The organism is Agathobaculum sp. TL06 (genome assembly GCF_054658635.1).
Genome location: NZ_BAAGGY010000008.1, coordinates 72301 through 84680, shown reverse-complemented (window position 1 = coordinate 84680; position 12380 = coordinate 72301). Strand labels below are relative to the sequence as shown.

At 59.9% G+C, this 12380-nt stretch carries 15 protein-coding genes; 11 read left to right on the top strand and 4 right to left on the bottom strand.

All coding sequences use genetic code 11. The features are described 5' to 3' along the window. The first annotated feature begins 5 nt into the window (after positions 1 to 5). Together ACYQ3S_RS06380 and ACYQ3S_RS06375 are read left to right on the top strand one after the other, a co-directional pair. Entirely contained in the window at positions 6 to 866 is an 861-nt protein-coding gene (locus tag ACYQ3S_RS06380) for a Cof-type HAD-IIB family hydrolase (protein ID WP_459687919.1), read from the top strand. After that, a complete protein-coding gene (locus tag ACYQ3S_RS06375) occupies positions 863 to 1831 on the top strand; it encodes a carbohydrate kinase family protein (RefSeq protein ID WP_459687917.1) in 969 nt (322 codons plus the stop codon). Before ACYQ3S_RS06380 ends, ACYQ3S_RS06375 begins: the two co-directional genes overlap by 4 nt. A gap of 35 nt (positions 1832 to 1866) precedes the next feature. On the opposite strand, the gene ACYQ3S_RS06370 is transcribed toward ACYQ3S_RS06375, so the two are convergent. Next, on the bottom strand, positions 1867 to 2724 hold the full coding sequence (locus tag ACYQ3S_RS06370; protein WP_459687915.1) for a hypothetical protein: 858 nt from the start codon (positions 2722 to 2724) through the stop codon (positions 1867 to 1869). After that, on the bottom strand, positions 2725 to 3165 hold the full coding sequence (locus tag ACYQ3S_RS06365; protein ID WP_459687913.1) for a hypothetical protein: 441 nt from the start codon (positions 3163 to 3165) through the stop codon (positions 2725 to 2727). A 172-nt stretch (positions 3166 to 3337) separates the two neighbouring features. On the opposite strand from ACYQ3S_RS06365, the gene ACYQ3S_RS06360 reads away from it, so the two are divergent. Further along, the gene (locus ACYQ3S_RS06360) at positions 3338 to 4408 is read left to right on the top strand and encodes an FkbM family methyltransferase (protein WP_459687911.1); all 1071 of its coding nucleotides are present in this window, start codon (positions 3338 to 3340) and stop codon (positions 4406 to 4408) included. A 55-nt stretch (positions 4409 to 4463) separates the two neighbouring features. Here the strand turns inward: ACYQ3S_RS06360 and ACYQ3S_RS06355 are convergent, their stop codons facing one another. Beyond that, on the bottom strand, positions 4464 to 5171 hold the full coding sequence (locus ACYQ3S_RS06355) for a response regulator (protein WP_054327664.1): 708 nt from the start codon (positions 5169 to 5171) through the stop codon (positions 4464 to 4466). Next, the gene (locus ACYQ3S_RS06350; protein ID WP_459687909.1) at positions 5168 to 6244 is read right to left on the bottom strand and encodes a sensor histidine kinase; all 1077 of its coding nucleotides are present in this window, start codon (positions 6242 to 6244) and stop codon (positions 5168 to 5170) included. Before ACYQ3S_RS06350 ends, ACYQ3S_RS06355 begins: the two co-directional genes overlap by 4 nt. Before the next feature lie 223 nt (positions 6245 to 6467). On the opposite strand from ACYQ3S_RS06350, the gene ACYQ3S_RS06345 reads away from it, so the two are divergent. The 8 genes from ACYQ3S_RS06345 (at position 6468) to ACYQ3S_RS06310 (ending at position 12365) form a co-directional block, all read left to right on the top strand. Next, positions 6468 to 7043 (top strand): hypothetical protein, encoded by a 576-nt coding sequence (locus ACYQ3S_RS06345; protein ID WP_459687907.1) that lies wholly within the window; start codon positions 6468 to 6470, stop codon positions 7041 to 7043. A gap of 242 nt (positions 7044 to 7285) precedes the next feature. Then, positions 7286 to 8029 carry a site-2 protease family protein gene (locus tag ACYQ3S_RS06340; RefSeq protein WP_459687905.1) on the top strand — a complete coding sequence of 248 codons (744 nt, stop codon included), beginning with the start codon at positions 7286 to 7288 and terminating at the stop codon, positions 8027 to 8029. 12 nt (positions 8030 to 8041) lie between these two features. Continuing rightward, a complete protein-coding gene (locus tag ACYQ3S_RS06335; protein ID WP_459687904.1) occupies positions 8042 to 8761 on the top strand; it encodes a segregation and condensation protein A in 720 nt (239 codons plus the stop codon). Then, entirely contained in the window at positions 8761 to 9381 is a 621-nt protein-coding gene (scpB, locus tag ACYQ3S_RS06330; RefSeq protein ID WP_459687903.1) for an SMC-Scp complex subunit ScpB, read from the top strand. The genes ACYQ3S_RS06335 and scpB overlap by 1 nt, the downstream gene beginning before the upstream one ends. Before the next feature lie 7 nt (positions 9382 to 9388). Continuing rightward, the gene (locus tag ACYQ3S_RS06325; protein WP_459687901.1) at positions 9389 to 10033 is read left to right on the top strand and encodes a DUF2953 domain-containing protein; all 645 of its coding nucleotides are present in this window, start codon (positions 9389 to 9391) and stop codon (positions 10031 to 10033) included. After that, the gene (gene ytfJ / locus ACYQ3S_RS06320) at positions 10026 to 10457 is read left to right on the top strand and encodes a GerW family sporulation protein (protein WP_459687899.1); all 432 of its coding nucleotides are present in this window, start codon (positions 10026 to 10028) and stop codon (positions 10455 to 10457) included. The genes ACYQ3S_RS06325 and ytfJ overlap by 8 nt, the downstream gene beginning before the upstream one ends. A 72-nt stretch (positions 10458 to 10529) precedes the next feature. Then, positions 10530 to 11621, top strand: a complete 1092-nt coding sequence (locus tag ACYQ3S_RS06315) for a serine hydrolase (RefSeq protein WP_459687897.1) — start codon at positions 10530 to 10532, stop codon at positions 11619 to 11621. Positions 11622 to 11639: 18 nt separating this feature from the next. Then, positions 11640 to 12365: a pseudouridine synthase gene (locus ACYQ3S_RS06310; protein ID WP_459687895.1), complete on the top strand. Its 726-nt coding sequence runs from the start codon at positions 11640 to 11642 to the stop codon at positions 12363 to 12365. Positions 12366 to 12380 lie beyond the last annotated feature (15 nt).

Genomic DNA, 12380 nt, shown 5'->3' with positions numbered 1-12380 from the left:
AAACCATGTATCAATTGCTTGCGCTCGACCTGGACGGTACACTGCTGGACCGGTCGAGCCGTGTGACCGAACAAAACGCCCGCGCCGTGCGCCGCGCGCAGATGGCCGGCGTGAAGATCGCGCTTTGCACCGGACGCCATCTGGCGGACGCGCGGCTGTTCAGCGAACAGCTTCTCGCGCCCGCGGACTGGGCGGTCACGGTAAACGGCGCGCTGGTCAGCCGGCTGGATGGGTCGGAAACCGTGCTGTCCGCCGGACTGGACCGGCGGGACTGCCGGACTATATTGGAGGTGTGCGGCCGTTATGCTTCCGACCCTTGCTTTTATACAGCGGAACGGCTGTATTTTGGCGACGGGTTCAACCGCTTTTTTGACGAGCTGAGACGGCGCGGCCATCAAATGGTCAGCTGCCAGTGGGATGGCGCGGTTTATGTGAAAGAGCTGGCGGATTGGGAGGCGCTGCTGGAGGAAAAAGGGCTTTGCTTTTCCAAGGCGATTTTGTACCACCGTGACCCGTCTGTTGTGGACGGCATGACGCGCGCGCTGGAGGCGACCGGACGGTTTGAACTTGCGCCGTCTGTGATGTACGGGGGCGCGTTGAAAAACGTGGAGGTCAACCGGAAAGGCGTACACAAGGGCAGAGGGCTGGAGCGGCTTGCCGCGCATCTTGGTTTTTCCATGCGGCAGGTGATGGCGGTCGGAGACAGCGACAACGACTTGACCATGCTGCGGCAGGCCGGCCTGAGCGTGGCGATGGGGAACGCGCCCGCGCACATCCGCGCCGCTGCGGATGCCTGCACGGCGGATCATACGGAAAATGGGGTCGCGAGGGCGATAGAACGGTATTTGCTGGAGGAACGGATATGAAAAAGGTTATGGCGATCGGGGAGCTGCTCATCGACTTTGTGCCGCAGCAGAAAGGCTGCGCGCTGGATGAGGTCACCCATTTTGAGCGCGTGGCGGGCGGCGCGCCCGCGAATGTCGCCGCCGCGGTCGCACGGCTGGGCGGCGCGGCGGGCATGATATCCCAGGTCGGCGAGGATGCGTTCGGCACGCATATCCTCAAGGTCCTGCATTCCAACGGCGTGGATACCGAAAACGTGTTCCGCACCGGAAAGGCGAACACCGGTCTGGCCTTTGTATCCCTGGATGCTTCCGGAAACCGTGAGTTTTCTTTCTTCCGCAATCCCTCGGCCGACCTGTTTTTGTGCGAAGAACAGATCACGCCCGCCATGTTTGCGGACTGCGCGGCGCTGCATTTCTGTTCGGTGGACCTGGTGGACTGGCCGGTCAAGGCGGCGCACCGCCGGGCGATCGGCCTGGCGCAGGAAGCCGGCGCGCTGATTTCGTTCGACCCCAATGTGCGTCTGCCGCTGTGGGAGCGTCCGGAGGACTGCCAGGCCGCGATACGGGTGTTCCTGCCGTTTGCCGACCTGGTCAAGCTGTCGGACGATGAGGTAGAGTTTGTGACCGGCTGTAAAGAGGAGCGCGAGGCCGCGTGCAGGCTGTTCGCGGGCGGCTGCCGCATGCTGCTTGTCACGCGCGGCGCGGACGGGGCGGCGGTCTACACACGCGGCGCGCATGCGGAAACCGAAACGGTTCCGGTCCCTGTTACGGATACAACGGGCGCGGGCGATTCTTTCATCGGTTCGTTCCTGTACCAGCTGACACGGGACGGGGTTGCGGCGGAGCAGCTCGATCAGCTTTCGGAGGAACGGCTGGTGTCCTACTTACGGTTTTCCGCGCGGTATGCGTCGCTCACCGTACAGCGCAAGGGTGCGGTGATGGCGACGCTGGAGGAGCTCCGGCGGGCTTATCCGGATGAAGAATAAAAAAAGCGGTCTGCGTTTCGGGCGCAGACCGCTTTTCAAAAATATGGGGAGAGCGGCGGCGCGCCGGCCAGCCGTTCTGCCGCTTCAGGAAAGTCGCGCCGCAGCCGCGCGGCGCAGCGGCAGCAGAAATCCTCGTAAAGCAGGGGCTCGTCCCGCATTTGCTGTTTGAAGCCCCAGATATGGGTGAAATAGCCCTGCTGCCCGCCGCTGAACAGCGCGGCAAGGTCGGACAGCGCGGCGGCATGGACGCGCTCCCGCGCCGCGCACATCGCCAGGAGGCGCTGTTCGGCAAAGACCATGTAGGTCAGCACGTCGTCCGCAGCAGCGGAGGCGCGGATAAAGCGGATCGCGGTATCCGTATAATGCCGCCGGAACGCATCGCTGCCAAAATAGGCGAGCGCGGTGTTATAGGGGCGCACGGTCCAGTCAAAAACGGAAAAATCAAAGCCGCGCGTCTGGGAAAAGGCCTCCGGCCCGGGATAGATATCGGGCATGATATCCTCCGTGTGGACTGCGGCGGCATCCAGCCCGCGGAGCAGCGGCGCAAGCGGCTTCCAGACGATAAAATCGGTATCGATCATCACACAGGGCGCGGGCATGGCGGAAAGCGCATACAGCTTGCTGGCCGCCCAAAACGCGATGGGATTGACGTCCTCCGGCATAGCGTCGAGCAGGGGATGCACCCCGCCGTCCCAGAGAAAGGAAAAGCCAAGCGCATCATAGTATCGCTTGGCGGTGCTGTCGCAGATCATGCGGATGGAGCCGTTGGTTTTCTGCCAGGAAAGCGCGGAGAGCGCGGTTGTCAGCAGTTCAAACGGTTCGACCGCGTAGGGCCGGTCCGGTGTGCGCGCAAAAAAGGGGCGCGTCCAGTTGATATGAAACGCGGAAAGCATTCAAATCAGCTCCAATCCGTAGCCGCCGACAAAGTAAGTGCAGGAACCAAAAAAATACGAACCCGAGCCGGACGAACGATAGCTGGTGCGGTAGGACGTGGTATAGGAGGTCAGGTAGGAACCGGAGCCGGAACCGCATTGCACCCAAACTGTGCGCCGGATCGTGATGCCGTCTTCGGTCACGACGGTTTCGAGGGGGGGCAGCGCGCCTCCCATGACGGGAACGGGGGCTTGTCCCTCCTCCGCGGGGTACCAGCCGGCGGGATAGGGGTCGGCTGGGAATACCGGCGCGGGACCAGGTGCCTCGTCCGGCACCTCCGGCGCGGGCGTCTGCTCGACCGGCCGGCAGTGCTTCGCATAACTGTCCAAATCGAATACAACACCGTCGATCTCACGGTATTGCTCGGGATTCATCGCTAAAATGCCGTTGGGTTTTGCCATGCGGAACCGCCTCCCCGTTAAAGTAGATGCACTGATAAGTAAATTATACTGTAACGGACTGGAAACCGCAACGAGAAAATCGCCGCCCGAGGAAAAATTTGCAGGCTGCGGGCTTTACAGGGCGCATGGCGGAACGTATAATATACGGGATACGGATAAGGGAGTTTTGGAAATGGATTTTTTGGCACTCGAGCAGTCCGTCTGGACGCGCCTGCAGGAAGAAAAGCGGCCGATTGTTTTATACGGCATGGGAGACGGCGCGGACAAGATACTCCGGCAGTTTGAGCGGCTGGGGATTCAGGCCGCCGCTGTATTTGCAAGCGATGAATTTGTGCGGGGACACAGCTTCCGCGGGTTTCGGGTGCATCGGCTGGACGAGGTGGTCGATGCGTTCGGGGAGGATATCCTGATCGTGATTGCGTTTGCCAGCCAGCGTCCGGAGGTGCTGGACAAGATGTATGCGCTCGACCGGCGCTTCGACGTGGTCGCGCCGGATGTGCCGGTCGTGGAGGGCGCGGTATTTGACGAAGCGTTCGTGCGCGCGCACAGCGGGGAGATGGAGCGGGCGTATGCGCTTTTGGCGGATGAACGGTCGCGCGCTGTGTTTCTGGATACCGTCCGCTTCAAGCTGTCCGGCAGGCTGTGTTATCTGCGCGCGAGCGAAACCGATAAGGACGAGGCGTTCCGCGCCGTGCTGCGTCTTGGACCGGAGGAGCATTTCGCCGACCTGGGCGCTTATAACGGGGACACAATCCGCGAGCTGCTGCATTATACCGGCGGGCGGTTTGCCTCGGTCACCGCGCTCGAGCCTGACCGGCGCAGCTTCCGCAAGCTGTCCGCCTACGCGGAAGAACAGCTTGCGGGGGATATAACGCTGGAACAGGCGGGCGCATGGTCGGAGGATACGGTCTTGTGCTTTTCGGACCAGGCGGGGCGGCAGTCGCGCATCTCGCGTGCGGGCAGGGAAACAAGGATGCGCGCGCTGGACAGCGTGCTGCGCGGCAGACCATGCACCTATTTGAAAATGGATGTGGAGGGCGCGGAGCGGGAGGCGCTGCGCGGTGCGGCGCAGACCATCCGAAGCTGGCGGCCCAAGCTCAACCTTGCGGCTTACCATAGGAGCGGGGATTTCTTTTCCCTTGCGCTGCAGGTGCATGCGCTTTGTCCGGATTACCGGCTGTACCTGCGCCACCATCCGTATGTGCCGGCATGGGATACCAACCTGTACGCGGTCGGCCCATAAAACAGGAAAAGAGCGCTGCCTGCGGGCAGCGCTCTTTATATATGGTATGTATGGTTCATTCGCCTTCCGCGAGGCGATAGCCGACGCCTACCTCGGTGAACAGATATTCCGGCTCGGCGGGGTTCTTTTCGATTTTGCGGCGGATGTTCGCCATGTTGACGCGCAGGATCTGATTGTCGCCGCCCGCGCGGGGACCCCACAGCTCCTTAATAATGTAGTCGTAGGTCAGCACCTTGCCGGCGTACTTGCCAAGCAGGGCGACGATGCGGAATTCGCTCAGCGTCAAATGGACGTTTTCCCCTCGCACCAGAACCTGATGCTTGTTGTAGTCGATGGTCAGGTCGCCGACCGTATAGGTGCCGCGCTGGGCAATCTCGTCGTTGTCCGAGGTGGTGCGGGTGTGGCGGATCGCCGTGCGGACACGGGCCAGAAGCTCGGCTGTGCCGAAGGGCTTGGTCAGATAGTCGTCCGCGCCGAGGTCGAGCGCGCCGACTTTGTCATGCTCATGCGAGCGGGCGGAAACGACCACCACCGGCAGGCTGGACCAGGAACGCAGGCTGTTGAGCACCTCCAGCCCGTCCATGTCCGGCAGGCCGAGGTCCAGGATGACCAGATCGGGACAGTGGGAGGACAGCATGGACATCGCCTCCGCGCCGGTGCGGGCCTGTATCGTTTCGTAGCCGTTGGAATTGAGGATGGTAGAAATAAAATGCGAAATGCTCTTTTCATCCTCCACAATCAGGATTTTTTCTCGGATATTCATTTGGGTTCCTCCTCGGAAAGCGGCAGCAGGAAAGAAAATTCCGCGCCCGCTCCCATATTTTTTGCTTCCATAGTACCGCTGTGCGCGCGCACGATCGCCATGCAGACCGACAGGCCCAGACCCATATTGCGTTTCCCGTCTCCAGCGGGCGTTTCGTTGCGTTTCATACTGCCGTCAAACAACGTCGGCAGCTCCTTAGGGGGAATGCCTTTGCCGTTGTCCTGCACGGAAAAACAGGCGTATTTGCCATCCTGATGCACGGAAAGCAGAATATTTGTCGTCGTCTCCCCGTGGATCACCGCGTTTTCCAGAAGGTTGGACAGCACCTGCTCGATCAGGATGGCGTCCATGGGGACAAACAGGAGATCGTTCGGCGCGGCAACGCGGATGGAAACATCGGGAAACCGCTTGCGGAATTTCTGCACGACCTCGCCGAGGATTTCCTCCACGACCTCCGGCTGTTTGGTGATCTGGGCGCGCGCGTCCCCGATGCGGGTGATGGAGAGCAGGTTCTCCACCACGCGGATCAGCCACTGCGCTTCGTCGCGGGCGTCCTCCAGAAGCTGGCGCTGCTCGGCAACCGGCAGGTTGGGCGTTTCCAGAAGGGTGGAGGTGACGCCGACGATCGATGTCAGCGGCGTGCGGATATCGTGAGAAACCGAGCGCAGCAGATTGGCGCGCATTTTCTCTTTTTCGCTTTCCGCTCGAATCCGCTCCTGCTGCTTGAGCTTGGTGGTCATCGTACAGGTGATGAGCGAAACGCACAGCATGGTCAGGAACGTCAGCGGATAGCCGGACAGCGTAAAGTTGAACGCCCAGTATGGATAAGTAAAAATATAGTTGATGCCGATGACGCTGAACAGTGCGGCCAGAATGCCGAAAATATAGCCGGTCGTCAAACGTGAAACCAGCAGGACGGCCAGGACGAAAATCGGATACGCAAAGCCGTCGATGCTGTCGGCAATGCTTAAAATAACGCATAATTCGACCGCGCAGGCCAAAATGCCCGCGGTAACCGCAAAATCGCGCGCGGAAAAGGAAAAAAGCGGACTCCGATGCTTCGAGCTTTGCAAAACGGGACACTCCCTATCATCAATTGGGTACAAAAACATTATAGCAGAAAAGGTGTTAAAAATCTGTTAATATCCTTTACAAAATCTGAACGGGAAAAAGTTGCCGTTTGGCGGAAGATTAACAAATCGAAACGCGACCTTAGCAGCGGTTGAACGGGGTTATGCGGTATAATAAAGACAACAGAAAGGGATTCTGTGCAAGATGAAAAAGGGAGTGTTTCTAATGAGTAAAAATTTGCAAGAGTATCTGCAGGACAACGAGACCGTACTGTGGCAGGGGGAGCCCGCGGCGTTTCCGCTGATTGAAAACGGCAACAAGACCCGCGTGCTGCGCACCTGGCTGCTGACCGTTGTAATCATCGGCGGCCTGGTTGCGGCTTATGTTACGCGGAACAGCCAGTGGAATATGAACGTTGTAATCGGTATGCTGGTCATCGGCGCCGCAATCATTATCTCCCCGGCCTTTGAGCGTGCCAGCGTAAAGCGTCAGAAGTACTACATCACCAACCAGCGTGCGATCCTGGAGTTCGACGCCAAGACGTTCTATTCCATGAACCTGTCCGACATTGACGATTACAAGGTTGTCAGCGACGTGGCCAACGAGGACTGCGTGGTTCTGGGCAGCAAGGCGTTTGAAGAGATCAGCAAGCAGCTCCGCTGGAGAGCGTGCCATCCGATGATCGACCGTCAGAACACCACGAACCGGAACCGTGCGGAAGCGCTGGTTTTCTATGGCGTTAAAAACGCGGAAGCCGCTGTAGAGCTTCTGGAGGGCCGCGGCACGAGCCGCGCCGCGTAAGGCATTCAACTGATATAGATGGAAAAAGGGCCGCAGAGCATTCTGCGGCCCTTTTTGTCAGGAAATAAGAAAGGGATGACAATTGGCCGGTATTGTGATATAATTCCAAACATACAAGGGTTTGCTATCCGGAAAACGGCGTCAAAATTATTTTGCCGCCCCTGTTAGGAAGCAGAAAAATGGTTAAAATGATGAAATCAGGCGCCCGCAGCGCAGGCGCCTGAATAGTTGGAGGAGTTTGTTTGCTTTGGAGTGCTCTGCGCAGGGGAGACCTGCAGGCCGCGATCATCACGCTTGCGTTGTCGCTCCCCGCGGTCGTTTTATGCCTCACCGTGCATGAGGCCGCGCATGGGGGAATGGCCTATCTGCTGGGCGACCGCACGGCGCGCGATTCCGGCCGCGTCACGCTTTCGCCCCTGGCGCATATTGATCCGGTCGGTTTTTTATGCCTGCTGGTGTTTGGATTCGGCTGGGCGCGGCCCGTGCCGGTCAATATATCCAACTTTGAAAACAGGAAAGCGGGCATGGCGCTGACCGCCGCCGCAGGCCCCGCAGCCAATTTCATCACGGCGTTTTTTGCGTTTGCAGGGTATCTGGCGATCGGGGTATACCTGCTGGGGACGCAGGTTTTTGCATTAGGCGTAAACGGTGTTTATGTGCTGATGACCCTTTTGACCTCCGGACAGATCGCCGCGAACGGCATCGCGGCGTTCCTGCTCGTGCTGATGATCTTTTTGGGCTATACGGCGGTTTTGTCAGTGGGCCTCGGCGTATTCAACCTTATCCCGGTTCATCCGCTGGACGGGTCGCGCGTGGTTGACGCGTTCCTGCCGTTCTCCTGGTCGCTCAAGCTGCAGAAATACCAGAGCGCGATCCTGCTTCTGTTTGTTGCGGCAATCTGGTTCGGCTGGCTGGACGGGCTGATGCTGATGGCGGACAGTGCGGTCATCAACCTGGCGGCACGGTTTGTCGGACTGTTTTTATAGCAGGGTGCTGTCATGGATTTTCATTTGGAGAATTTTGATGGCCCGCTCGACTTATTGCTGCATTTGATCGCCAAAAACAAGGTCAGTATTTACGACATCCCGATCGCGGTGATACTCGATCAGTATATGGAGGTCCTGCATGCGGCCGAGGCGATGGACCTTGACGTCGCGGGGGATTTCGTGGCGATGGCGGCGCAGCTGGTTTACATCAAGTCGAAGATGCTGCTGCCGCGCCATGAGGAGGACGAGGAGGACGATCCCCGTGCCGGACTGGTCGAGATGCTGCTGGAATACCAGCGCCTGAAAGAAATCGCGCCGTATTTCCGCGAAAAAGGGGAAATCGGGCGGGACATCTTTGTCAAGCCGCCGGAAAACCTGGGGGAAGCGCCGAAAGAGTACCGCCAGTCGGTCAACGATCTGGTTCGGGCGGCCAACAATATGCTGCGCAAAGCCCAGCGGCGGATACCGCCGCCGGCGAGCGCGTTTTCCGGCATTGTCGGGCGGGAGCCTGTGCCGGTCGAAACGCGGATCACCGCGATCCTCCGGCGGTTTATCCGGTCGGTCCGCGTGCCGTTCCGCAGGCTGTTTGACGATGCGAAAAACCGCTCGGAGATCGTCGCGACCTTTCTGGCGGTGCTTGAGCTGTCCAAGACCCGCCGCATCCTGCTGGAAGGCGACGGAGAGGATATGGAGCTGACGCTTACAAACGATAAAGGAGAGAGTAACGTCTGATGACCGAACTCGAAGCCGGCCTGGAGGCCGTGCTGTTCGCCGCGGGGGACGCTGTGCCGGTCGACCGGTTGGCCGCAGCGCTGGAAGCGCCGCGCGGCGCGGTGCTTGAGGCCGCCGCAGCGCTGGAAAACCTATATGATTTTGAAAACAGGGGCCTGATGCTGCTGCGGCTGGAGGACAAGCTGCAGCTCTGTTCGCGTCCGCTGTATGCAGACGCGGCCCGTCGGGTGACCGAATCGCGCAAGCCGCCGTCCCTGTCTCCGGCCGCGCTGGAGGTGCTGACGATCGTCGCATACCGCCAGCCGGTGACAAGGGCGTTCATCGACCAGCTGCGCGGCGTGGATTCGGGCGGCACCGTTGCGGGGCTGGCCGAAAAGGGCCTGATTGAAGAAGCCGGACGTATGGATGTACCCGGCCGGCCGATCCTGTATCGCACAACCGAGATATTCCTGCGGACGTTCGCGCTCAGCAGCCTGAGCGAGCTGCCCGCGCTGCCATCGCTTGAGGAAAACGAACAAATGGAACTGGATTTGGACGGGCGGCAGCCTGAGGCCGCGTTGGAGGGACAACTGCAGATAGCGTCCCCGCCCACGCAGGCGCGGCCGGAGGAAACGGAGTGAAGCGGATATGACGGCGCTGCTTTGGATTTTGGCGGTGCTGCTGGGGCTGCTCCTGCTGATGCTGACCGTCTGCCTCCTCCTGCTCTGCGTCCGCACAGGGATAGAGGCCGTGGGCGTGAACGGGGAGGTCAGCGTAGAAATCCGGTACGGGCCGGCGCGTATCCCTGTCTGGCCGCCGCCGAAGCGAGAGGAAGCGCCGCCGCAGACTGCCGCGGCGCCGGCAAAACGCAAAAAAAAGCGGAAAAAATCCAAATACCGGTATTCTTTTCAGCGAGAGGAACTGGATATCGGTGAACTGGCCGGACTGGCCTTGACGCTGCTGAGCGAAATGACGGATACGCTCCGCATCAGCCGGCTGCGCGTGCGGGTGCGGATTGGAACGGACGACGCGGCAAAAACCGGACTCCTTTTGGGGCAGTCCGCGGCGTTGACCGGCATGATTGTACCGTTTTTGGAGAATACTTTTGAAATGAAAGCGTATCACGTCGATGTGGACGCGGATTTTGAGGCAGACCATACGGAATGGGCGTTTACTGTGTTTTGCTCCATGCGGCCGCTGCGCCTGCTGCTCGTGCTGCTGCGGCACGCAGGGGAGCTTTTCCGTCTGTATAAACGATTGATAAAGAAAGAAGAGGCGATAACAAATGAGTGAGCATCCTATCAGCAACCTGATGACCGAAACCATGGCGAAAATAAAGGAAATGGTGGATGTCAATACCATTATCGGCACGCCGATCACCACGGCGGACGGCACGACCGTGATTCCAGTCTCCAAGGTCACGTTCGGCTTTGCGTCCGGCGGCAGCGATTTTGCGCCTAAGCATATGCCGCAGGGCGCGCCGCTGGCCTTTGGCGGCGGAGGCGGCGCGGGCGTGACGGTATCGCCCGTCTGCTTCCTGATTATCGGCACGGACGGCAGCGCCAACATCCTCGGCGTGAACGCGCAGGCCTCGACAACGGTCGACCGTCTGGTCGAAATGATCCCGGGCGCGATTAACAAGGTTTCCAGCTTTGTGGAGGGCTACAAAGGAAAGGCAGGGCCAAAGATGGACCGAACGGCCGAAGCCGACGAATAATGCCGCATTTCCCGCAAAACCTACTCACACGAATGCTGAGTAGGTTTTGTTTTGCAGGGGAGATGTGCGAACATGAAGAAACTGTGGTGCGGGATACTGCTCTGTTTGCTGCTGCTGCCCGATTCGCGGGCGCTCAGCGCGCAGAGCGCGGTCGTGATGGACGCGGATACCGGCGAGGTGCTGCTGGAACAGAATGGCGACGCACGCCTGCCGATGGCGTCCACAACAAAGATCATGACCGCCCTTGTCGCATTGGGCGAGGGCGACCTGGATCGGGAATACACGGTGAAAAAGGAATATACCCGAGTCGAAGGCTCGTCCATGTACCTGCAGGAAGGGGAAACGCTGACCCTGCGGGATACGCTGTACGGGCTGATGCTGGAATCCGGCAATGACGCGGCGGTGGCAATCGCGGGCGAATGCGGCGGGTTTGACGTGTTTATAGAAAAAATGAATGCAAAAGCGGCCGAGCTTGGTTTGACGGATACGCATTTCGACAACCCTAACGGCCTTTCCAGCGAAACGCATTATACAACCGCGCATGAGCTGGCACAGATCACGGCCGCCGCCCTGCGCGATCCGGTGTTCCGCCAGATCGTATCGACCCAGAGCTATACGGTGGGACAGCGCACGTTGAGCAACCATAACCGCCTGCTCAGCATGTATGAAGGCGCGATCGGCGTCAAAACAGGCTACACCAAGGCGGCGGGGCGCTGCCTGGTGTCCGCGGCGGAGCGGAACGGACGCACTTTGATCGCGGTTACCCTGAATGACCCAAACGACTGGAACGATCATATAGAGCTGCTCGACGCAGGCTTTGCCCAATATGAGGAGATTACGCTCCATGAGGCGGGGGAGGAGGTCGCGGTGCAGCGCGTTTTCGGCGGGGATGCGGATACGGTCCCGCTCGTTGCGCAGCATACGCTGACAGCCTATGTCACGCCGGAGGAAAAGGACCGGATTGAGGCCGTGCGGTACGGCGATAAAATCTGCTATGCGCCGGTTGTCAAAAGCGCGGCGGCGGGACAGATCGAATACCGGATCGGCGACAAGGCGCTGGCAAAGGATACGCTGCTGTACGGCAGCGCCTCCATACTGGCGCCGGAGGAAAAGAGCCTGACCGAACGGATACTCGACCGGATATTCGGTGAAAAGGACCAATGACAGCATAGGAGGACAACTGTGGAGGAGAGACTGCAGAAAATTTTGGCGCAGGCCGGACTTTGCTCGCGCCGCGAAGCGGAAACATGGATACTGGACGGACGGGTGACGGTAAACGGCCATGCGGCGTCGCTGGGCGATCGGGCGGATATCCGGCGCGACCGGATCCAGGTAGATGGCAGGCCGGTCGGTCTTTCGGAGGAGAAGAAATACCTGATGCTGTACAAGCCGCGCGGCTATGTGACAACGCTCAAGGACGAGCGGGGCCGCAGGACCGTGGCCGATCTGACCCAGGGCTGCGGTGCGCGCGTGGTGCCGGTCGGCCGGCTGGATTACAATTCGGAGGGACTGCTGCTGCTGACCAACGACGGGACGCTGGTCAACGCGCTGACGCATCCGCGGCACGAGATCGAAAAGCACTACGAGGTGCGCGTGCGCGGCCGGCTGGATAACATCCCGCGCCTGGAAGAGCCGATGGAGATAGACGGGTATGCAATCCGGCCCGCGCAGGTCGTCATTCTGGAGCAGGACAGTGAAAGCGCGAAGCTGCGCCTTACGATTCATGAGGGGCGCAACCGACAGATCCGGAAAATGTGCGAGCAGTGCGGCCTGGAGGTACGAAGGCTGAAACGGGTGGCGGTGGGCGAGCTGCCGCTCGATCCGGCGCTCAAGGCTGGGGCGTGGCGTGAGCTGACGCCGGAGGAGGTCGCCTATTTGCGGGGCTTGGGTGCAATTTTGCAGGATTGATGCAAAATATCTTGC